This is a genomic window from Pseudomonas sp. NPDC077451 (genome assembly GCF_044543345.1).
Lineage (GTDB): Bacteria > Pseudomonadota > Gammaproteobacteria > Pseudomonadales > Pseudomonadaceae > Stutzerimonas.
This window is the reverse complement of sequence record NZ_JBITVX010000017.1, coordinates 24243-45969: the sequence shown is the minus strand read 5'-3', so window position 1 is coordinate 45969 and position 21727 is coordinate 24243. Positions and strand designations below refer to the sequence as shown.

19 protein-coding genes are annotated in these 21727 nt (G+C 62.5%); 12 read left to right on the top strand and 7 right to left on the bottom strand.

Going from position 1 to position 21727, the window contains the following annotated elements; genetic code table 11:
* The first annotated feature begins 109 nt into the window (after positions 1 to 109).
* From ACIGHL_RS20015 to ACIGHL_RS19960, 12 genes are read left to right on the top strand one after another with little or no spacing between them, the layout of a single operon-like run.
* A complete protein-coding gene (locus ACIGHL_RS20015; RefSeq protein WP_128121084.1) occupies positions 110 to 766 on the top strand; it encodes a cytochrome c3 family protein in 657 nt (218 codons plus the stop codon).
* A 3-nt stretch (positions 767 to 769) separates the two neighbouring features.
* Positions 770 to 3730 carry a TAT-variant-translocated molybdopterin oxidoreductase gene (locus ACIGHL_RS20010; RefSeq protein WP_128121085.1) on the top strand — a complete coding sequence of 987 codons (2961 nt, stop codon included), beginning with the start codon at positions 770 to 772 and terminating at the stop codon, positions 3728 to 3730.
* On the top strand, positions 3727 to 5115 hold the full coding sequence (nrfD, locus tag ACIGHL_RS20005; protein WP_128121086.1) for an NrfD/PsrC family molybdoenzyme membrane anchor subunit: 1389 nt from the start codon (positions 3727 to 3729) through the stop codon (positions 5113 to 5115). The genes ACIGHL_RS20010 and nrfD overlap by 4 nt, the downstream gene beginning before the upstream one ends.
* Positions 5108 to 5635, top strand: a complete 528-nt coding sequence (locus ACIGHL_RS20000; RefSeq protein WP_128121087.1) for a quinol:electron acceptor oxidoreductase subunit ActD — start codon at positions 5108 to 5110, stop codon at positions 5633 to 5635. Before nrfD ends, ACIGHL_RS20000 begins: the two co-directional genes overlap by 8 nt.
* Positions 5635 to 6156, top strand: a complete 522-nt coding sequence (locus ACIGHL_RS19995) for a c-type cytochrome (protein ID WP_128121088.1) — start codon at positions 5635 to 5637, stop codon at positions 6154 to 6156. The genes ACIGHL_RS20000 and ACIGHL_RS19995 overlap by 1 nt, the downstream gene beginning before the upstream one ends.
* Positions 6153 to 7163: a hypothetical protein gene (locus ACIGHL_RS19990; RefSeq protein WP_128121089.1), complete on the top strand. Its 1011-nt coding sequence runs from the start codon at positions 6153 to 6155 to the stop codon at positions 7161 to 7163. The genes ACIGHL_RS19995 and ACIGHL_RS19990 overlap by 4 nt, the downstream gene beginning before the upstream one ends.
* Positions 7160 to 7594, top strand: a complete 435-nt coding sequence (locus tag ACIGHL_RS19985) for a hypothetical protein (protein WP_128121090.1) — start codon at positions 7160 to 7162, stop codon at positions 7592 to 7594. The genes ACIGHL_RS19990 and ACIGHL_RS19985 overlap by 4 nt, the downstream gene beginning before the upstream one ends.
* Entirely contained in the window at positions 7591 to 8403 is an 813-nt protein-coding gene (locus ACIGHL_RS19980; protein WP_128121091.1) for an SCO family protein, read from the top strand. Before ACIGHL_RS19985 ends, ACIGHL_RS19980 begins: the two co-directional genes overlap by 4 nt.
* Positions 8393 to 9397, top strand: coding sequence for a cytochrome c oxidase subunit II (coxB, locus tag ACIGHL_RS19975; protein ID WP_128121092.1), 1005 nt, complete (start codon positions 8393 to 8395; stop codon positions 9395 to 9397). The genes ACIGHL_RS19980 and coxB overlap by 11 nt, the downstream gene beginning before the upstream one ends.
* On the top strand, positions 9394 to 11019 hold the full coding sequence (locus tag ACIGHL_RS19970) for a cytochrome c oxidase subunit I (RefSeq protein ID WP_128121093.1): 1626 nt from the start codon (positions 9394 to 9396) through the stop codon (positions 11017 to 11019). Before coxB ends, ACIGHL_RS19970 begins: the two co-directional genes overlap by 4 nt.
* Entirely contained in the window at positions 11006 to 11653 is a 648-nt protein-coding gene (locus ACIGHL_RS19965) for a cytochrome c oxidase subunit 3 (protein ID WP_128121094.1), read from the top strand. The genes ACIGHL_RS19970 and ACIGHL_RS19965 overlap by 14 nt, the downstream gene beginning before the upstream one ends.
* Positions 11650 to 11910: a hypothetical protein gene (locus ACIGHL_RS19960; RefSeq protein WP_064482172.1), complete on the top strand. Its 261-nt coding sequence runs from the start codon at positions 11650 to 11652 to the stop codon at positions 11908 to 11910. Before ACIGHL_RS19965 ends, ACIGHL_RS19960 begins: the two co-directional genes overlap by 4 nt.
* A 27-nt stretch (positions 11911 to 11937) precedes the next feature.
* On the opposite strand, the gene ACIGHL_RS19955 is transcribed toward ACIGHL_RS19960, so the two are convergent.
* The 7 genes from ACIGHL_RS19955 to ACIGHL_RS19925 form a co-directional block, all read right to left on the bottom strand.
* Positions 11938 to 15015: an error-prone DNA polymerase gene (locus tag ACIGHL_RS19955; RefSeq protein WP_128121095.1), complete on the bottom strand. Its 3078-nt coding sequence runs from the start codon at positions 15013 to 15015 to the stop codon at positions 11938 to 11940.
* Positions 15012 to 16424 carry a Y-family DNA polymerase gene (locus tag ACIGHL_RS19950; RefSeq protein ID WP_128121096.1) on the bottom strand — a complete coding sequence of 471 codons (1413 nt, stop codon included), beginning with the start codon at positions 16422 to 16424 and terminating at the stop codon, positions 15012 to 15014. Before ACIGHL_RS19950 ends, ACIGHL_RS19955 begins: the two co-directional genes overlap by 4 nt.
* A 2-nt stretch (positions 16425 to 16426) precedes the next feature.
* A complete protein-coding gene (gene imuA / locus ACIGHL_RS19945; RefSeq protein ID WP_128121097.1) occupies positions 16427 to 17044 on the bottom strand; it encodes a translesion DNA synthesis-associated protein ImuA in 618 nt (205 codons plus the stop codon).
* A 110-nt stretch (positions 17045 to 17154) separates the two neighbouring features.
* Positions 17155 to 17478 carry a DUF3325 domain-containing protein gene (locus ACIGHL_RS19940; protein WP_128121098.1) on the bottom strand — a complete coding sequence of 108 codons (324 nt, stop codon included), beginning with the start codon at positions 17476 to 17478 and terminating at the stop codon, positions 17155 to 17157.
* Entirely contained in the window at positions 17475 to 18989 is a 1515-nt protein-coding gene (locus tag ACIGHL_RS19935) for a PepSY-associated TM helix domain-containing protein (protein ID WP_241509213.1), read from the bottom strand. The genes ACIGHL_RS19940 and ACIGHL_RS19935 overlap by 4 nt, the downstream gene beginning before the upstream one ends.
* Complete coding sequence (locus ACIGHL_RS19930) at positions 18986 to 19282, bottom strand: DUF3649 domain-containing protein (RefSeq protein ID WP_128121099.1); 297 nt, start codon at positions 19280 to 19282, stop codon at positions 18986 to 18988. Before ACIGHL_RS19930 ends, ACIGHL_RS19935 begins: the two co-directional genes overlap by 4 nt.
* A gap of 13 nt (positions 19283 to 19295) precedes the next feature.
* Positions 19296 to 21455, bottom strand: a complete 2160-nt coding sequence (locus ACIGHL_RS19925; RefSeq protein ID WP_128121100.1) for a TonB-dependent siderophore receptor — start codon at positions 21453 to 21455, stop codon at positions 19296 to 19298.
* Positions 21456 to 21727 lie beyond the last annotated feature (272 nt).

The window sequence follows — 21727 nt, the reverse complement described above, 5'->3', positions numbered from 1 at the left end:
GGACTCCTGGCCCGCACCGATGGCTTTGCCGTTTCGATTGAACTCATCCGGCTATGAGCGGCCAGAAACATACAGTCACAAACGGCTCAGTCAGGACGCGTCTTACCGCATGGCCCAGCTTTTCCCCCGCACCGCCGACATGTGGTTACGTCTGGCATTGCTCCTTTTGTCATTAGGGCTTGTCGGGGTGTTCGCCGCGTTCGTCATCCTCTCGCGCTCGTCCTACGTCACCGATCAGGGGTGGACGGTCCATCAGCCAGTGCCTTTCAGCCATGAGCATCACGCGGGTGCGCTGCAGATCGACTGTCGCTACTGCCATGACAATGTTGAGACCAGCCCGGTGGCGGGTCTGCCGCCAACCCACACCTGCATGAGCTGCCATTCACAGATATGGACCGGCGCGGAAATGCTCGCACCGGTTCGTCAGAGCCTGGTGCAGGGCGAGCCGTTGCGCTGGAATCGCGTGACCGAGCTGCCTGATTACGTGTTCTTCCACCACGGGGTGCACGTCAACGCGGGCGTGGGGTGTGCCGAATGCCACGGGCCGGTCGACCGCATGCCGCTGATGTACAAGGCGGAGCCATTCACCATGAGTTGGTGTCTCGATTGTCATCAGGACCCTGCGCCGCGCCTGCGCCCACGCGAAGCGGTAACTGACATGAGCTGGCAATACAAGGGCGACCGCCGGGAGCTGGGCGAGGCGCTGATGCGCAAGTATCACATCGGCGAAGGCAACCTGACCCATTGCTACACATGCCATAGGTAGGCCATGCATATTCGAGACGAAACCGACCCACAACACCCTGCGCCCCTCGACTGGACAGCGATACGCGAGCGTCTGGAAGGCGAGCGCGGGGCCGGGTACTGGCGCAGTCTTGAACAACTGGCCGACGAACCGGCATTTGCCGCATTCGTCGAGGCCGAGTTTCCATCGATTGCCCCGCAGATGGACCGTCGGCGCTTTCTGCAGGTGATGGGTGCCTCGATGGCAATGGCGGGGCTGGCCGGCTGCAGCGAGCCAGAGAAGGGCGTGCCTTATGTGCTTCAGCCGGAAAAAATCATTCCCGGCGAAGCGCAGTGGTATGCCACTACCGTGACCTTCGCCGGCTATGCCCAGCCTGTGCTTGGCCGCACGCATGTAGGCCGGCCGACCAAACTCGAAGGCAATCCCGACCATCCGGTCAGTCGCGGTGCCAGCACGGCCACTATCCAGGCGGCCATCCTGCAACTGTATGACCCTGATCGCTCACAAGCGCCGCGCTTCAAAGGGGTCCCTGCGACCTGGGACAGCTTTCAGCTCGAAGCCAGCCGCCTGGCCGAACGGCTCGACGGGAAGGCTGGTCGCGGGCTGCACGTGCTTATCGGTGCCACCAGCTCACCGACATTGCAGCGGCAGTTCAGCGAAATGCTGCAGCGTTGGCCCGAGGCGAGGCTGTATCGACACGAACCCTTCGAGGGCGACCATTATCGAACCGCAGAGCGCACCTTCGGCCGTGCCCTCGAGACGCACTATCGCTTCGACGCGGCCGAATGGGTGTTGAGTTTCGAACACGATTGGCTCGGCCTCGGACCTCGCGAGCTGCCGCACGCGGTCCGCTGGGGCGAGCGCAAGCGGCTAGCGGCGAAGGGCGAAGGCGAAGCTCGTCTGCTCGTCGTCGAATCGGTGCCGACGCTCACCGGTGCCAAGGCCAGCGAGCGCAAACGCATCGAGCCGGAGACGCTGCAAGCATACGTGCAGGCGTTGTCAGCCGCGCTGGGCGAGGGTGACGGACCGGCCCAGCCGCTGCCGGTCGAACGTCAGCGCTGGATCGAGGCCGTGGCGAACGAGCTCAAAGCCCGCGCCGGGCGCTGTCTGATTACCGCTGGCGAACGCGCGCCAGTGGCAGTGCAGGCGGCTGTTCACCGGCTCAACCAGCGGCTGGGCAACGTCGGCAAGACGCTGACGTACAGCGAGCCGGTGGTCTGGCTCGAGGCGGGTAATCAACGTCTGGGCGACCTGCCGGGATTGGTCGAGGCGATTCGCGGCGACCAAGTCGAGGCCTTGCTGATGCTCGAATGCAACCCCGTCGACACCGCTCCGGCAGATCTCGAGCTGGAGAAGCTGCTGGATGAGGTTCCGCTGCGCATTCATGCCGGGCTCTACTACGACGAAACGGCGGCTTACTGCCACTGGCATCTGCCACTGACCCACGACCTCGATGGCTGGCAAGACGCGCGCGCCGCCGATGGTAGCGTCTGCCTCGGTCAGCCACTGGTGCGCACGTTCTATAGCAGCCGCACCTTGTCCGAGGTGCTGGCGCTGATGCAGGGCGATCTCAACCCCGATGGACGCGCTGAACTACGCAAAACCTGGCAGTCGCTCGACGAGAGCGCCTGGCGACAGGCGCTGGAGCGTGGCTTTATCGAAAATACCGCGCTACCTCCGCTGGCCATCGAGGCAGCTCCCGCCACCTGGGACGCCGAGCCGGCCTCAGACGAGGGGCTGACCCTGCGCTTTCTGCCGGACCCCAGTGTGTGGGACGGACGGCTGGCGAACCTCGGCTGGTTACAGGAACTGCCCAAGCCGATCACCAAGCTCACCTGGGACAACGTCATTGGCGTGGCGCCAAAGCTGGCCGAAGAGCACGGGCTGTCGAATGGTGATCTGGTCCGGGTCACGCTCGGTCGCCACGTGGTGATTGGGCCGGCCTGGATCATGCCCGGCCACGCCGAACGCACGCTCAGTCTTTACGCCGGTTATGGCCGCACCCGCGCCGGGCGTGTCGCCGACCGTCTGGGCTATGACATCGCCCCGTTGCGCACGGCCGGCGATCCCTGGCTGCGTCGCGGCGCAAGCCTGGAGAAAACCGGGGAATTTCTGCCGCTGGCGACCACCCAGTCGCATCACATCCCGCATGGGAAGGAAGCCATCAAGAGCGAGCCGCGTGATGAGGCTTACCGCAAGGTGCCGACAGAGCCGCTTTACCTCTTTGAGCAAGCGAAAACCCTCTACCCGCCGACCCCGCCTAGCGAGCCGGTGTGGGGCATGACCATCGACCTCGATCAGTGCATTGGCTGCAACGCCTGCATCGTCGCCTGCCAAGCCGAGAACAACATTCCGGTGGTCGGCAAGGAACAGGTCGCTATGGGCCGCAACATGCATTGGCTGCGGGTCGATCACTATTACAAGGGCGATCCAGCCGAACCCGAGTCATCGGCATTCCAGCCGGTGCCCTGCATGCACTGCGAGCAGGCACCCTGCGAGGTCGGTTGCCCGGTCAACGCTACGGTGCACGGGCCGGATGGGCTCAACGAACAGATCTACAATCGCTGCATCGGCACCCGCACTTGCGCGTCGTATTGCCCCTACAAGGTGCGCCGTTTCAACTGGTTCGACTGGACTGGCGACGATGAGCCCTCGATCCAGCATCAGCGCAACCCCAACGTCACGGTGCGCTCGCGCGGTGTGATGGAGAAGTGCACCTACTGCGTCCAGCGCATCAGCGAGGCGCGCATCGCTGCGCGGATCGAGGACCGTCCGGTCGCCGACGGCGAGGTACAGACCGCTTGCCAGCAGAGTTGCCCGACCCAGGCGATCGTCTTCGGCGATCTGTCCGATCCCGGGGCGCGGGTCCGAGAAGGGCGCGATACCAAGCGCCACTATGGGCTGCTGGAGGAGCTGGGCACGCGACCCAAGACCACCTACCTGGGCGTGGTTGAATTGCCGAAGATCGTCGAGGGCGAGCCATGAGCCCCGCCGACGCCGAACCGCGCTATCAGGGCGCCGATACACCGCACTTCTTGCCGAGGCAAATGCCGCTCGGCGAGGTCTCGGACCGGGTGCTCACCGTTCCGGTCGACTTCGCCCCGTATCGCCGTGCCTGGTGGGCGCTGTTCATCTTCGGATGTTCGCTGCTGGGGCTGTTCGTGGCCTCGGTGGTCGTGGTGGTCTGGAAGGGCGTCGGCGTCTATGGCAACAACAACCTGGTCAATTGGGGCTTTCCGATCCTCAACTACATGTGGTGGCTGGGCATCGGGCATGCCGGCACCTTCATTTCGGCCATGTTGCTGCTGCTCAACCGACCGTGGCGCAACTCGCTCAACCGCATGGCCGAGTTGATGACGCTGCTGGCGGTGGTGTGCGCCGGTATCTACCCGATCCTGCATCTGGGTCGGCCCTGGCTGTTCTATTGGAGCGCTCCGTACCCCAACACCATGGAGCTGTGGCCGCAGTTCAAGAGCCCGACGTCTTGGGACTTCTTTGCCGTGCTTGGCTACCTGTTCGTCTCGCTGATATTCATCTACATCGGCGCGATTCCGGACTTCGCCTCGGCCCGCGATCACGCCCGCAAGCGGCGCTACAAGATCTTCTACGGGGTGCTGGCGCTTGGCTGGCGGGGCGCTTCTTCGCACTGGGCACATTGGCGGCGGGCCTACCGATTCATTGCGCTGCTGGCCATTCCGCTGGTGTTTGCAGTCTCCAGCGGCTATTCGTTTCTGCTCGATCTGTCGCCGGAAACCGGCTGGCACTCGACGGTGTTCCCGCCGTACTTCGTCGCCGGCGCGATCTTTTCCGGTTTTGCGCTGGTGATCGTCATCGCGCTGGGGCTGCGCCGATTCTTCGGCTGGCAGTTGCTGATTACCGTCAAGCATCTGGATGTGCTCGGCATCCTGCTGCTCGCCAGCGGCTGGATGACCGCCTATGGCTATTTTGCGGACATCTTCATTGCCTTCTATTCGGGCAAGGAACACGAGATCACCGTGACCATGGCGCGCCTGAGCGGGCCGATGGCCTGGAGCTGGTGGACAGCGATCTTCTTCAACCTGATCTGCCTGCAAGCGCTCTGGTGGCCGCAGGTGCGACGCAACGGCAAGGCCTTGTTGGCGATTGCGGTCGGCGTCCTGATCGGCATGTGGTGCGAGCGCTGGATGCTGATCGTCGTGCCGGCCACCCGCGATTACCTGACGGCCACTTGGCAGGGCTACAGCCCGACGTTCTGGGATTGGTCGTTGTTCATCGGTACCTTCGGGCTGTTCCTCGTGCCGTTCAGCCTGTTCATGCGCCTGCTGCCGATGGTGTCCACCTTCGAAGTCAAAGAGTCCTTGCACCGCTATCGGGGAGGGGCCGATGACTGAGCGCTGTTACGGATTTCTGGCCGATTTCACCCATCCTGAGCCGCTGATCGAGGCAGCTCGCGCCGCGCGAGAGGCAGGCTACACGCGGATGGAGGCCTACAGCCCGTTCATGCTGCCAGAGTTGGAACCGGTGCTCGGCCAGCGCAGCAACCGCGCCTACTGGGTAGGCATCCTTGGTGCACTGATCGGTGGCGGTTTGGGATTGGGCATGCAGATATACGCCAATCTGAGCTACCCGCTGGATATTGGCGGCCGGCCTCTGATCGCCTTGCAGGGCTTCGCTGTCATCACGTTCCTGATGACTATCACCGGTGGCGCGCTGGGTGCGCTGTTCGGCCTGTTGTTCCTTTGCCGGCTGCCGCTGCTGCATCACCCGCTGTTCGAAACCGAGGTGTTTCAGCGCGCCACGGACGACCGCTTTCTACTCTGTATTCGCGCAGACGACCCGCTATTCAGCGAGACGGAAACCGCGATATGGCTCGCGGAGCGGGCCGTGTCGGTCAGCAAGGTGCCTGCCTGATGCGTTGGCTGATCGTCTTTATCGTGCTGCTCAGCGGCTGCGATCAGATGGCACAACAGCCGCGTGCCGACGCCCAGGAGTCCAGCCTGTTTTTTCCGGACGGCAAGGTCAACCAGGCGCCACCGTTAGGCACGGTAGCCCGTGGCGAGCTGTCATGGGAGGCGGTTCTGGTCGAGCGTCCGCAGTTGACCGAAGAACTGCTGGCGCGCGGAGAAGAGCGCTACCGCATCAACTGCGTGCCTTGTCACGGCTTGGCCGGTGATGGTCTGGGAACGGTGGTCAAGCGCGGCTTTCCGCAACCCCCGGACTTTGCCAAGCCGCGTCTGGTGCAGGCACCTGATCGCCATTTCCTCCAGGTTATCGCCGATGGCTACGGCGTGATGTACAGCTACGCCGCGCGGGTACGGCCGGCAGATCGCTGGGCAATCGTTGCGCACATACGCGCCTTGCAGTTGGCGCGCGCGGCCGAGGTCAACCAGCTCCCTGAGCCTGATCGTCGTGCGTTGGAGGCTTTGCCATGAGCGCCGTTAAATCCGTGAGCCCACGCACCATCGCCTGGGCGGCGTTGGCCATCGGCGGCGTCGGCCTTGGCATCGGGCTGCTGCTGGCGCCGCGCGACACCCTGGCCGCTTGTGTGGCAAGCCTGTTGGGGTTGGCGGGGATTCCGCTCGGGGCGCTGACACTGGGCCTCGCTTTGGCTCCGGTCAGCGGCAGCGTTCGCGATCAGCTTTGGCCCTGGACGCTGGTCGCCAGCCGGGCCATGCCTGCGCTGCTGGTGCTGGTGTTGCCGGGGCTGCTTGGCGCCGGGCTGATTTATGAGTGGATGCACCAGTACAGCGACGGCTTTCGCGGGTTTTGGCTCTGGTGGCCCAGTTTCGTCATACGTGGGCTGCTCTATGTGGGCCTGTGGTGCGCGCTGGCGCGCTGGCTGTTGCCGACGACGCTGCGCAACCCTGCAGGGGCCGGGTTGGGGCTGATCGCCGTGGTGTTGAGTGTGTCGCTGGCGGCCTTTGACTGGGCGCAATCAATGGAGCCGCACTTCGCGTCCAGCATCTTCGGACTGCTGTGGCTGGGCCGGCTGATGCTGTCCGGGATCGCTGCCTGCATTCTGTTCAGCCTGTTTGCCGGCGCCTCCCGCCCGGGTGTGCTGCGTGGCTTGCTGTCGGCTGCGGCGCTGGCCTGGATCTATCTGCACTTCATGCAGTACCTGATCGTTTGGTACGGCAACCTGCCCGAGGAGGTTCGCTGGTATGAGATTCGTGCCCGCGATTGGCCGTTGCTGACCTGGTTGGTGGCGCTGCAGAGCCTGGTCTTCATCGTGACCTGGTGGCCGCTCTCAGGGCGTCGGGTACCGCTGGCGATACTGGCTGGCAGCACACTGCTGCTGGGCCTGGCTGAAGGCGCTTGGCTGAGTATGGCCAGCTTGTCAGGCTTGAGTGGGCTGGCGAGCGCTCTGGCGCTGTTCGCCGCGGCGGCTGCGGGCGCGGGGATGATCACATTGCTGATTTTGCCCAGGAGGTCCGCATGAGCGTGCCGGTCGATCCGCGCTCGAAGGAAGACGGCTTCGAGCACCACGACGCCAAGGTCAAGGTGTTGCTGATGATTGGCTTCGGCCTGGTTATCGCCCTGGCGGTATCGCTGGCTGCTGTTGGCTTGTTGCTCAGCTATTACCACACGACACCCGAACCGCCGGTGTCGGGGCTAGAACGCGACAGGATCATTCCGCCGGAGCCACGGCTGGAAACCCAGGCACTAGGCAATGGCCCAGAGGTGATCCTCGAGGCTCAGCAGCGCCTGAGCCGCTATGCATGGGTCGACCGTGAGGCTGGCGTCGCACGCATCCCGCTCCAGCGGGCTCGTGTCCTCTTGCTCGAACGCGGTTGGCCGGCGCCGGTTGAGGCCAGCGGTGAACAGGCTGTGCGCCTGCAACAGGCCAAACAAAGGGCGGAACCCCGATGAGTCGCCTGCTGCTGATCCTCGCCGCGAGCTTGTCGTTCGTGCTGGCAGCCGCGGTGCGCGCCGCCGAGCCATTTGATCCCTTCGGCGCCGCAGGCATCGATTCGCAGCCCGGTGCACAGGTGCCACTGGATACGCGTTTCACTGACGATAGTGGCGAGTCGGTCACCCTTGCTGAACTGCTCGATGGCCGGCCAGCAGTGCTGGTGCCGGTCTATTTCCGCTGCCCAAATGTGTGCGGGTCGCAGTTGGCGAGCCTGTTCAACCTGCTCGGCTCGGTGCCCTTCGAACTCGGTAAGGATTATGTGGTGATCGCCTATAGCTTCAATCCGCAGGAGACACCGGCCGATGCCCGAGCCGAGCGCGACAAGCTCGTCCGACGCTGGCCAGCGCTGGCCGGTTCGCAGGCCGTGCACCTGCTCACGGGGCCAGAATCGGCGAGTCGGCGGGTCAGCGATGCGCTGGGTTTTCGTTACCGCTGGGATGCCGAGATTCAGGAATACGCGCACGCCTCGGCCATCGCTACGCTGAGCCCGTCCGGCAAGCTGGTGCAGTGGCTGTACGGGCTCGGTTATCAACCCAACGATCTGCGTCTGGCCTTGACCGATGCCGGCGAAGGGCGGGTCGGCGATTTCAGCGATCAGTTGCTGCTGCTCTGTTACCACTACAACCCGCGGACCGGCGGTTACGACAATTGGGTCATCGGTGCGCTGCAGGTGGGCGGCACCGGCACGGCGTTGGCACTGCTGGGTTTCATCGGGCTGTCGCTGTGGCGCGAGCGACGCAAGCGGGAGGGCGGCGATGAACGATGACTTTTTGCGCCTGTGGCCGCAAACCGCCTCCGAGCACGCGAGCAGCATCGACTGGCTGATCTGGTCGTTCACCGGAATGATGACGATCTTCGTCGTCCCGGTGTTCGTGCTCACGATTCTGTTCGCGATACGTTATCGAAAGGGCACTAAAGTGCCTCGCGATCACCGCCCGCGCGGCAGCATGAAGGTTGAAATGACCTGGATCGTGCTGCCCTTCATCGGCTCGATGATCATCTACCTGGTCTCGGCGAAGCTCTACTACGAAGTGCGCACGCCGCCGGTAGATGCGATGGAAATTCAGGTCGTTGCCAAGCAATGGATGTGGAAATTCCAGCATCCCGGCGGCCAGCGCGAGATCAATACCTTGCACGTGCCGGTAGGTCGCCCGGTACGGCTGAACATGATCTCTCAAGACGTCATTCACAGCCTCTATTTTCCGGCACTGCGCATCAAGCAGGATCTGTTGCCAGGGCGCTATACCGAACTCTGGTTCAACGCCACCGAAGCCGGTCGTTACGAGGTGTTCTGTGCCGAATACTGCGGCACCGACCATTCGAAGATGCTCGCCACGCTGATCGTACAGCCGCCACAGGAATACGAGCGCTGGCTGTCACAGGCTGGTGCCAGCGAGTCCCTGGCCGAACAGGGCGAGGTGCTGTTTCGTCAGTTCGGTTGCAGCGGATGTCATGGCCCGGCCGCCGTGGCCAAAGCGCCGAAACTCGAGGGACTCTATGGCCGTCGGGTGGCATTGGAAGACGGCAGTTTTGTCGTGGCTGATCAGGCCTATATCCGCGACAGCATCCTGCTGCCGCACAAGCAGATCGTAGCCGGCTACGAATCGATCATGCCGAGCTTCGCCAATGTCATTGATGAAGAGGGCGTGCTGCGCCTGACTGCCTACATCAAGTCACTGGGTAAGGTCGGCGAAGGCGGGCAGGGCGAACCGCATGCCGACAGCCCGCGCAGCCCGACGCCAGAGGAGACGATACCTTGACCCAGAAGAACCCGGCCGCCGACCGTGCGCCCAGTTACCTTGCCGACGAGCACGGGCTACGCACCTGGCTGCTGACCACGGACCACAAGCGCATCGCGATCCTCTACCTGATCGGTGTCACGGCGTTCTTCTTTCTCGGTAGCCTGGCCGCCGCTCTGGTGCGCATCGAGCTGGTGACACCCGAAGGCGACCTGTTGAGTCCCGACGGCTACAACCGCACCTTCACCCTGCACGGTGTGGTCATGGTGTGGTTCTTTCTGATTCCGTCGATCCCGGCGGTCTTCGGCAATTTCCTCATTCCGATCATGATCGGCGCCAAGGACATGGCCTTCCCCAAGCTCAACCTGTTCAGCTGGTACCTGCTGGTGGGCGGTGGCCTCTTCACGCTGTATGCACTGCTGGTCGGGGGAGTAGATACCGGCTGGACCTTTTACACACCGCTGTCGACGATGTTCAGCAATGGGCATGTGGTGGCGGTGATTCTTGGGGTATTTATCGTCGGCTTCTCGTCGATCCTGACGGGGCTGAACATCATCGTCACCATTCATACGCTGCGCGCGCCGGGCATGACCTGGTTCCGCATGCCGCTGTTCTGCTGGTCGCTCTATGCCACCTCGGTGATCTTGGTGCTGGCCACGCCGGTGCTGGCAATCACCTTGCTGTTGGTGGCGGCGGAGTACCTGTTCGGCATTGGCGTGTTCGACCCCAACCTGGGCGGCGACCCGCTGCTGTTTCAGCACCTGTTCTGGTTTTACAGCCACCCGGCGGTGTACATCATGATTCTGCCGGCGATGGGCGTGATGAGCGAGCTGATCACGGCCGCGGCGCATAAGCGCATTTTCGGCTATTCGTTCGTCGCTTATTCCAGCCTGGCAATCGCGGTGATCGGCTTTATGGTCTGGGGACACCACATGTTCGTGGCGGGGCAGTCGATGTACGCCAGCATGGTTTTTTCACTGCTCAGCTTCCTGGTGGCGATCCCCTCGGCCATCAAGGTCTACAACTGGACCGCTACACTCTACAAAAGCAATCTAACCATCGACGCGCACTTCCTCTATGCGCTGACGTTCATCGGTCTATTTGTCATCGGCGGCGTTACCGGGCTCTTCCTCGCGCTGCTGGCCGCGGACGTCCATGTGCACGACACCTACTTCGTGGTCGCGCACTTCCACTACATCATGGTCGGTGCAGCGGTGGCCGGGTTCTTCGGCGCGCTGCACTTCTGGTGGCCGAAGATGACCGGGCGGATGTACTCGCAGCTGTGGGGAAAGATTGCGGCAGTGATGATCTTCTGCGGCTTCAACCTGACGTTTTTCCCGCAGTTCCTGCTCGGCTATCTCGGAATGCCGCGGCGTTACCACAGTTATCCGGAGGATTTTCAGTTCCTCCATGTGCTGTCGTCCGCTGGGGCTGGGGTCCTGGCGGTGGGTTACATCATGCCGTTCTGTTACCTGCTCTGGTCGCTGCGCTACGGGCCGCTGGCGGATGACGACCCTTGGGACGCAGCCGGGCTTGAATGGCGCACCTCGTCGCCGCCGCCCAAGCACAATTTTCTCGAGACCCCGATCGTCGACTTCGAAGCGTACGACTATCCACCTGAGGCAACCCATGGCCGATCGTGACGGGTACTTGGCCGAGCCATACCAGACTGCCGCCCAGCAGCGCGAAGCGAGCTTTCTGGGGATGTGGCTGTTCCTCGCCACCGAAATCATGATGTTCGGCGCGCTGTTCCTGGTCATCTACTACTACCGTCTGCAGCACCCGGCTGCAGTCAGTGAAGCGGTGCATCATCTGCACTCGATTCTGGCGGGTTTCAACAGCGCGCTGCTGCTCAGCGGCAGCCTGTGCATGAGCCTGATGGTGCAGGCTTCGCGCCTGGGTAACTACCGTCGGGTGCAACAGTTTCTGTTGCTCAGCGCATTCTTCGGTCTGGCGTTTCTGGCGGTGAAGTTCTTCGAATACGGCTGGGAATACCATGAAGGGTTGCTGCCCGGCATAGGCCGCGAGTCTCCGCTCAAGGACCCCGCGGCGCGGTTGTTCATGAACATCTATTTCTTCGCCACCGCGCTGCATGCGGTTCACCTGACGCTTGCGGTGGTGATCGTGCTGGGCATGGTCGGGCGCATTCACTTCGCGCATATGAAGCTGCCGGAGCGCGCAATCACGCTGGAAATGGTCGGCCTGTATTGGCACATGGTCGATGTGATCTGGATTTTTCTGTATCCGTCGCTGTATCTGGTCGGGAGGGCAGCATGAAGGCGGGCAAGCTGGTGCTGATCTATGCCGGGCTGCTGGCGCTACTGGCGATCAGCGCCACGATAGCCATCCAGTTCCCACAGTGGGCGATGGTCGCGTTGATCTGTGCGGCGGGGCAGGCGCTGTTGGTGCTGTTCGGCCTGGCCCAGCTTGGTGCGCATTCCCCACTGGTTCGCTTCTTCGCCTTGGGCGCAGGCTTCTGGTTGGTGTTCATGTTCACCCTTTCGCTGGCCGATCTACTGACGCGTGGGGGCTAGTCAGCTGATCGATGGCGATACTCGGGGTCATTGGAAATCCCGGCTGCGCACGTCGAGGCCGGTCAGCATCGGCGTGAGGTCGCTCAGGCGTCCGGCGATGACGTGACGCACACCGTTTGCCGATTCAAGATGCCCATCGATTCGAAGCATTTGGGACTGTATCAATACCCGTCGCTGCCGCTCGGCCAGGTCGTGCCAGACCACTACGTTGATCATGCCGAACTCGTCTTCAAGGGTGACGAAGATGACGCCGCTGGCGGTCTGCGGGCGTTGGCGACCAATAACCAGGCCGGCCACGCTGACCAGCCGACCATGTTCGACTTCGACCAGCTCGCGCGAGCTGCGGCAGCGTCGGCTTCGCAGCTGGTCACGCAGCAAGGCCAACGGGTGTGGGCCAAGCGTGGTACCCAGGGTGGCGTAATCGGTCATCAACTCTTCACCGACCGAGGGCAAGGGCAGAGGCACCGCTGCCTCCGGGGTCTGGACCTGATCAGCGAACAGCGGCAGCTGCGGCTCGAAGCCGGCCACCGCCCAGCGAGCCTGATGACGATGCCCGACAAGTCCTTTCAGCGCCCCGGCGTCGGCCAGCTGTTCCCGCGCACGGGCATCCAGTCGGGCTCGCAGGCACAGGTCATCGATACCGACAAAGGCTTGCTGCTGACGTGCCGCCTCGATTCGACGTGCATCCTCCTGGCGAAAGCCTCGTACCAGGCGCAGCCCCAGACGGATTGCTGGCTGATGGGTGTCGGTCGGCTCAAGGCTGCAATCCCAGCCGCTGTGACGAACGTCCAGTGGGCGGATCTCGAGTTGATGGCGACGGGCGTCCTGGAGAATCTGATCGGGATTGTAGAAGCCCATCGGCCAGCTGTTGATCAGGGCACAGGCGAAGGCGGCTGGTTCATGACATTTGAGCCAGCAACTGGCATAGGTGAGCAGGGCGAAGCTGGCCGCATGGGACTCGGGGAAGCCGTAGCTGCTGAAGCCTTTGATCTGCTCAAAGATCCGTGCAACGAATTCTGCGCTGTAGCCACGGGCGAGCATGCGTTCGCTCAATCTCACGCGATGCGGCTCGAGGCTGCCGTGTCGCTTCCAGGCGGCCATGGCGCGGCGCAACTTGTCGGCTTCATCGGCGGTGTATTCAGCGGCGACGATTGCCAGCTCCATCACCTGCTCCTGAAACAGGGGCACGCCAAGGGTGCGCTCAAATACGGGTTTCAGTTCATCGGAGGGATACTCCACCGGCTCTTCTTTATTGCGCCGGCGCAGGTAGGGGTGAACCATGTCGCCCTGAATCGGACCGGGTCGCACGATGGCGACCTGAATCACGAGATCGTAGAACGTCTGAGGACGCAGCCGCGGCAGCATGGCCATTTGCGCTCGCGATTCGATCTGGAAAACGCCCACGGTGTCGGCGCGGCTGATCATCTCGTAGGTCGGCCGGTCTTCCTTGGGCAGTGTGGCAATGGTCCACTGCGTGCCGCGATAGCGGGCGATCAGATCGAAACAACGGCGCAGCGCGCTGAGCATGCCGAGCGCCAGTACATCGACCTTGAGCAGGCCGACCACATCGAGATCGTCCTTGTCCCACTGGATCACGGTACGGTCGGCCATGCTGGCGTTCTCGACCGGCACCAGGGTATCCAACGGATATTCGGAAATGACGAACCCGCCCGGATGCTGTGAAAGGTGGCGAGGAAAGCCGATCAATTCATTGGTCAGCACCATTACCCGACGCAACACCGGGCTGCTGGGGTCGAAGCCGGCTTCCTGAAGTCGGGCGTCATCAGGTACGTGCTCACTCCAGCGCCCGCAGCATTCGGCCAGGGCATTGATCTGATCCGGCGGCAGGCCAAGCGCTTTGGCTACGTCTCGCACTGCGCCGGTGGCGCGGTAGGAGCTGGCTACCGCCGTCAGTGCGGCGCGATTGCGGCCGTAGCGGCGAAACACATACTGGATCACTTCTTCGCGGCGTTCGTGCTCGAAGTCGACATCGATATCCGGTGGCTCGTTGCGCTCGCGCGAGAGGAAACGCTCGAACAAAAGCCGGCTGTGCGCGGGGTCGAGTTCGGTGATGCCCAGTACGAAACACACCGTCGAGTTGGCTGCCGAACCGCGACCCTGACACAAGATGTGGCGTTCGCGGGCGAAGCGGACGATGTCGTGAACGGTGAGAAAGTAGCTTTCGTAATGCAGTTCGGTGATCAGCTGCAGTTCATGTTCGACCAGCGCACGCGATTTGTCCGTTACGCCTGCCGGCCATCGCCATCTCATGCCATCTTCGACCAGTTTGCGCAGCCAGGAGCTGGCATTGTGGCCAGCGGGTACCAGCTCGTGTGGGTACTGATACTTCAGCTCTTTGAGGCTGAACTGGCAGCGTTCGGCGATACGTAATGTCTCGGCAAGCAACTCGGGTGGATACAGCTGGGCCAGTTCCTCGCGCCGGCGCAGGTGGCGTTCACCGTTGGGGTACAGGTGGCGCCCGGCCTCGGCTACAGGCAGGTGATGGCGGATCGCGGTCATGCAATCCTGTAGGGCGCGTCGGCCACGGGCATGCATATGCACATCGCCACAGGCCACCGCGGGTATGCCCACGCGCTTGGCCAGTGCCTGCAACTGACACCGGTGCGTTTCATCATCCGGCCCGCGATGCAGTTCGATGCCCAGCCAGAGGCGTGCTGGAAAGCGTTCGCGCAGCCAGAGACCTTCTGCGTCAGCATCGAGGTGGGGAGTGATCCAGATGGCCAACAGCCCATCCAAGGGCTCGCTCAGGTCATCGGCGAGCAGCTGGTACTGGCCTTTCTCGGCGCGACGTCTTGCGCAGGTAATCAGCCGGCACAAGCGCTGATACCCAAGCAGGTTTTCGACCAACATGAGCAGCTTCGGGCCGTTCTCGATGTGCATTTCGCTGCCAACAATCAGCGGCAGGCCTGTTTCCTTGGATGCCTGCCAGGCGCGGACGATGCCGGCCAGGGTGCATTCATCAGTAATTGCCAGGGCCCGATAGCCCTGCAGTGCGGCGCGCTCGAACAACTCTTTGGCGCTGGAGGCGCCCCGTTGAAAACTGAAGTTGGAGAGGCAGTGCAGTTCGGCGTATTCGGGCGTCATGCGAACCAGCCGTGCAACATCAACGGCCCTCCCGTGACTGAGCGAAAGGCCCAGCCGCGTTGGCCCGTGCGGGTTTCCACCAGGTAATAGTCGCGGCGCACGTCGCCACCGTCCCACCAGCCCGATTCGATGCGCTCGGGGCCAGAGAGGATGCGCAGCGAGGCTTCATGCAGCGGTTTAGTTTCGCTCAGCAGCCAGCCGGGGCGGGGTGCTGTGGTCGATGGCGGCTCAAGGTGGGCTGCATGCTGCGGTCGCCAGGCGCATTCGGGGCGATGGTCGGCGCGAGCAGCAAGCCCCTGCACGGCATCGTCACCCAGGCGGGCTCGTAACCGCTCGCGCAACTGCTCCCAGGGCAATGACTGTTGCGGTCGCTCATCGAAAAGCTCGCGATGCTCGGGGACGAAGGCTGGCAGCTGGTCTGCGAGCAGTCGTATTGCCAGCACCGGTGCTGGAAGCTGCAGATGATCCAGGCGGCCGCGGGTCAGCTCGAACAGCATGGCCGGGTCGCGCTCGGCACTGAGCAGGCCGATCGGTAGCTGGCTCTCGGGGAGGCTACGGTGCTCCAGATGCAACGTAAAACGTTGGACCCCGCTGTCGCGGCCTGCCAGGTAAGCGGCGAGGTCGGCCGTCAGACGGCGCAGCGGGAAAAGCAGGGCCTGGTGCGACTCGACTTCGAAGTTCAGCTCGATACGCGCATCGAAGCGGTCGGGCGGGCGGTAGAAACTCAGAGCCAGCGGGCGATGCTCCAGCAGGGTGTCGAGGTGTCTCAGGGCTTCTGCCGGAAAGCGCTTTGCCAGCCCGTTTCGAGGCAGCGCCAGCAGTTGCTTAAAGGTGCGCAAGCCCATGCGCGCCAAGGCGTTGGACACATCACGTGGCAAGCCGAGGCGATCTACCGGCAGATCAGCCAGTACCTGATGCAGCGTCTGGGTGTCCGTCACGGCCAAGCCGTCGTGCACGTTGGCCACTACCCGCGCGGCGGCCGGATTGGGTGCCAGCGTGATGCGATGTCCGAAGCCCAGTGCGCTCAGCTCCGTGCGCAAACGCGCCTCGAGAAGAGGCCAGGGGCCGAACAGGCCGAGGCTGGACTGCACTTCCATAAGCAGGCAGCGCGGGTAGCGCAGACTGACCTGCGAACTGAAGCCGTAAGCCCAAGCGGCGAGGAACTGCTGCCAGCGTTCGATCGAGGCCAGGTCGTATTCGGCTGTCTCGAATTCTCGGGTCAGCGCCTGAGCGGCAACCAATGATTGCCCCGCCTTTAAGCCGAGTGCCCGCGCCGCCGGATTGACCGCCTGTAGCACGCGGCGCTGTGGCGTACCGCTCAATAGTGCCAGTGGCGCTTCGGCATCGGGGCGGCTACGCAGCACACCGTCCATGGCCAGTTGCGGCAGCAGGATGCAGGCCCAGAGCATGCTCACTGCCATCCCACGGCAGAAATTGGCTGGACGGGCGCCAGCCCGCCGCGGCACTTGAGTACACGCACTTGAGCCGGGCGAGCTTCGACTGCCAACCGCAACGCCGCTGGCGAGGGGTTTACCGCTTCGCGCAAAGAGCGATAGGCGAAGGCGAGTGTCTGCCCGGTCTCAGCGGCCACCTGCAGGCGACGCAAGGCGCGGTCATCGGCCTGCTGTGGCCAGCACAGCACCGCACCGCAACTGCCTGAACGCAAACACTGTTCCGCCGCCCATAAGGCGTCGCGTCCGTGCGCCTGAACGAGACTGAGTTGGCGCAGGTCGACCCCGGCAGCGAGCCAGGCATGAGGGAAGGGCAGGTGAGGCGGGGCGACCAGAACTACCCGTTCGCCGGCACTGGTCAACCGTGCCAGGGTGGGCCAGAGCAGACGCAGTTCGCCGATGCCGGTGGTGGCGATCAGCAGCTCGCTCAGTGCCGAGTCCGGCCAGCCCCCGCCGGGCAAGGCGGCGTCCAGGGTGGGATGGCCGGTCGGCTGGTTACTGGTCGAGACGATGCTTGGCTGGCCTCGCCATAGCTGGCGCGCATCGAGCAATCGATCAAGGGAGACAACGGAGGACATGATGAACAGCAAATCCAGAATACTGTATATGGATACAGTATTCTGCTTTGCCCGAACGCGGGTCAAGTCGATGTGATGAACGTCATCGACTCAAGGTCTATACAGCCAGCTCACATCAGAGCGTTCAGCGCCCCTATCAAACCCAGTGCAGCGCCCATGGGCACTGCCATGCGCTCACGCCAGGCGAGCATCAGGCCTACCAGCACCCCGGCGCACATCAGTTGCCCCAGGCAGACCACCAGGCCGATGGCCCATCCCAGCGCTGCGACATCCAGCAGGACGATGGCAACCAGCAATCCGCCTGCCAACAGGCGCAGCCCACGTTGCTGCAGGAGGCTCGGCGCTCGATTGAACAGTTGACGATGGTGGCGAGGCATCGCCAGGCACAGCGCAAGCATGCCGATGTAAGCCAAGGCAAAAGCAAGTAGCGTCATGGCGATACCTCCTGCATGCGCCTCTCACGTGCCGGTCGCGTCTCTGGCTGGGCGAGGGCCCGCCAGCCGCACACCAACCCGACGGCCAGCAATACCAGGTCGATGCCGAAGAGCGTCATGTCACCCCGACTCAGGCTCGCAACAAGGTGTCCTTGCGGAGCCACGATGGCGTTCAGCGCGGGCAGACCGAGGGCGAGAATCGCTAGCGCGGCGAACAACTGACGGCTCAATCGTGCCGGCTGGCCGTGTCCGATGCAGGCGAAAACTGCCACCGCCAACCAGCTCAAAGCGAAGCACCAGCCTTCGATTGCCGCTCGGTCGGGCAGGGCGTCTGGCAATAGACGATTGGCCCACAGCAGTGTCAGCGATGCGATGGGCAGTCCGAAAAAGACCGCGCCGTTGAGCGCGCGTACCACCTGTATCCCCTTCGACTGCCGAGCTTCACGCTTGCGTAGCCAGACTGCTGAACCTGCGACCAGCATTGCGCAGCCGGCCAGCCCCATCAGGCCATAGAACAGCCGAACGATCTGCCCGCCAAATTGAGCCATGTGCAAACCGACCAGCCACATATAGGCCTCGTAAGTGGCAGGTGCCTGTTGCTGGTGGAGCATCTCGCCAGTGGTTGCGTCGTAGTTCAAGGTGTCCTGTGGCGAGCCGATGCGTGAAGGGTCAAGCCGATGAATGCTGACCACTGCCGAGGCGTCGAAAGGGTGCTCTACGATCAGCCAGCCCGGCTCGCCGCCATTCCAGCGCTGACGGGCATCGTTGATCAAACCGTCCAGTGAGGTGAGTTCACCTGCAGGCTTGTCCATCTCATTACGGTGATAGCCGCCCTGGACCTCCTCGAAGAAGACCAGCGGATCACTGTCATAGGCCACCATTGCTCCGGCCGGCATGTAGGTCGCGACAAAAATGGCGACGCCCGTGTAGGCCAGCACCAGATGGAAGGGCAGGCCAATCACTCCAAACAGATTGTGCGCGTCGAGCCAGGCACGTTGACCGTTGGCTTGCGGCCGGAGGGTAAAGAAATCCTTAAATATCCGCCTGTGAACGATGATCCCGGACACCAACGCGACCAGCATGAACATGCCGGCCAGGCCGACGATATACATGCCGATCGTGCCCGCCTGCAGGTTGTAGTGCAGGGTGAAGAAGAACTCGCCTCCCAGGGTGTCCGGCATGGGTTTGCCAGTGGCGGGATCGAAGACGGCACGCCCACGTTCGCCCGTGCCATCTTTCTCCCAGCCCAGCTTCCAATAAGGCTCGCGCTCGGTAGGGCCATGGAGCCAGTAAGCATGCAGGGGACCTTCGACGTTGGCATTCAGCCACTGCCTGACGTTATCCGCCTCGATGCTGCTGGTTGCGGGCACGTGCAGGGCCGGGCGCATCCAGCGTTCGAGCTCCTTGTCGAAACAGGCCAGCGTGCCCGCGAACAGAATCACGAACAGTAACCAGCTGGGCAGCAGTCCGCCCCAGGTATGCAGCCCCGCCATCGATTGACGTAAGGTCACGGTCGGCTCCTCCATTCAACAGGCAGATAGGCAGCCAGGCAGAGCAGCACTGTCAGCGCTCCCAGCCACAGCCAGGCCCGCAAGGCGCTGCGGGCCGCAAAGGTATAGATGACGGCGGCCACCCAGACGGCAAAACACAGCAGGCTGGCCGTAACCACTCGATCCGCTCGCGCCAAGGGCAGGTAGACGGACAGGAAGGCGGTAAAGCCGAATGCCAGCGCATAGCCGCCGAACAGGGCGGCCGTGATGCGTCCGGCTAGATCCAGCCGTCGCCGCGTTAACGTCGCGTTCATTGAAAACCCTTCATCAGAAGCTGTAACTGACGGTGCCGACGACCGTACGGCGATTGCCGACGAAGCAGTCGCCACGTGCCAGGCAGGTGGTGTAATAGGTTTCGTCTTCCAGGTTGGTGGCGTTGAGCCTGAAAGCCCAGTCCTGATAGCGATAGCCGAGCATGGCGTCGAACAGGGTTGTCGAAGGGGTTTTCAGCGTGTCCCGTCCGTCCCAACTGGCACCGACATAGCGAGCACCAGCCCCCGCTTCGAAGCCGGAAACGCCAAACAGCGAGAAGCGATGTTGTGACCACAGCGATGCCATGTGCTCTGGGATCGAGGCGATGCGGGCCCCTTCTTCGGCTGACGATCCTTTGACGACCTCGGTGTCGAGGTGGGTATAGGTCGCGATCAGATCCCACATCGGGGTAATGGCGGTCAGGGCTTCGAGTTCGAGGCCCCGTATGCGAACTTCGCCGGTCTGCACAGTGTTGTTGGGGCGGATCGGGTCCGGCATCTGCCGATTCAGCTCGCGAAGATCGAACACGGCGGCGGTATAAATGCTTTGGCTAGCCACCGGCTGATATTTAACCCCCAGCTCCCATTGTTCGCCTTCCCTAGGCTTGAACGATTCTCCGTCTGCGTCCAGGCCGATGGTCGGTAGAAAGGACTCGCTGTAACTCAGGTAGGGTGCCACGCCGTTGTCGAACAGGTAGGTAAGACCGACGCGTCCGGTAACCGCGTCATCCTTCTGCCGTGTGCCCCCTTCCGTGCGGTTGTCGGCCCAGTCTTTGCGCATGCCGAGGGTCAGCAACCAGCGCTCGTACTTGAGCTGGTCTTGAACGTAGAGGCCTTGCTGGGCGATGGTCTGATCCGGCTGATCGGTATAGGTAACGATCGAGGGGTCGAAGGTGCCATAGACCGGGTCGTACAGGTCGAGCTGAGTCGCTGAACCACCAGCGCGCTTCTGGCGAGAATCTGCATGCTGATAATCACTGCCGATCAGCAGAGTATGTTGGATCGGGCCCGTATCGAATAATGCTTGGGCATTGTGGTCGGCAACCCAGGCATCGACCTCGGTTTTGGCACCGTAATAGATACGATTGAGCGTCCGGTTGTCAGCGTTGAGCGCCAAAGGACGGAAATTGCCGTAGATCTGCTGATAACTGACTTCGCTTTCTTGGTAGCGCAGGTTCTGCCGTAGCGTCCATACATCATCCAGGCGCCAGCTGACTTGTGAGGTTAGGGCGAGCTGTTCGGTGTCGTACTCGTCATAGTTAGGCTCGCCGACGAACAGATCAGTGTCGAACTGGCCGTACGGTGCATCGAGAACCGTGCCGCGGTGCGGTAAAAACATGGAGCTGGGCACGCTATCGTCGCGTTGCACATTCGCCAGCAGTGTCCACTCGATGTCATCGGTGGGTCGCCAGGTGATTGAAGGCATCAGAACCATTCGCTCACTGTCGACATAATTGACCTGGCTGCCGCTTTCACCCGCAATGGCGACGACGCGATAGAGCAGGCTATTGTCTTCGGTCAGCGGGCCGGTGGTGTCCACTGCGATTTGCTTGTGGTCGTTTTTGCCGTACTGCAGTTGCAGATGGGTTTTCTGATCTTCGCGAGGCCGCTTGCTGACTTGATTGACCAGTCCCCCGACCGGGCTTTGCCCATACAGCATCGAAGACGGCCCCTTGAGTACTTCGATTCGCTCCAACGTAAAGGGATCCGTGCGGGTATTGGTGTAGCTGCCAAAGCTCTGTTGCAATCCATCGAGGAATAGCACCGGTGAAGTTCCGCGTATGAGTGCGAAGTCTCCGCGGCTGTCCAGCCCGTACGCCTCGCCACGCACGCCAGCGGTATAACGCAGAGCATCCTGCAACGTCAGCGCGTCCTGATCGCGCATGCGTTCGGCGGTGATCACGCTAATCGACTGCGGGATCTGCAGAATCGGGGTATCGGTCTTGGTACCTGTTTGCGTGCGCGTCGCAACGTAACCATCAACCGGGCCGTCGCCTCGCTCGGCCTCACTCGCCACGACATCCTGAGCAGGTAGTTCGAAAGTCGAAGCATCCACCCTTGGTCTCTCCTCAAGCGCCTGTGCTAGCGCAACCGTGCTGAGAGACGCAGCCGGAATGGCCACACTGGCGGCACGTAACGCTGTGAGCAATGGCCGCAGGGAAGGGTGGTGTGTCATGACTTTTATCATTCCGTTTAAAAAGAAGTGCGCATGTTAATGCGAATCCATATTATTTGTAATCATCAGTGGATTTCGCTGACATACGCTGCGACCCATGGGTCTTGCGTGGACCGCCATCAACAGCAACCATCCGCCTCCGCTTGTGCTAGCAAAATCAGTCGATTAGGATTCGCGCCGGGTAAACGGTGCAAGGCGAGTACTCGGTTCGCCGTCCCAATCCTATTGAAGCGAAGAAGCCCGGCCTGAAAGCGACCGGGCTTCTTTGTTTT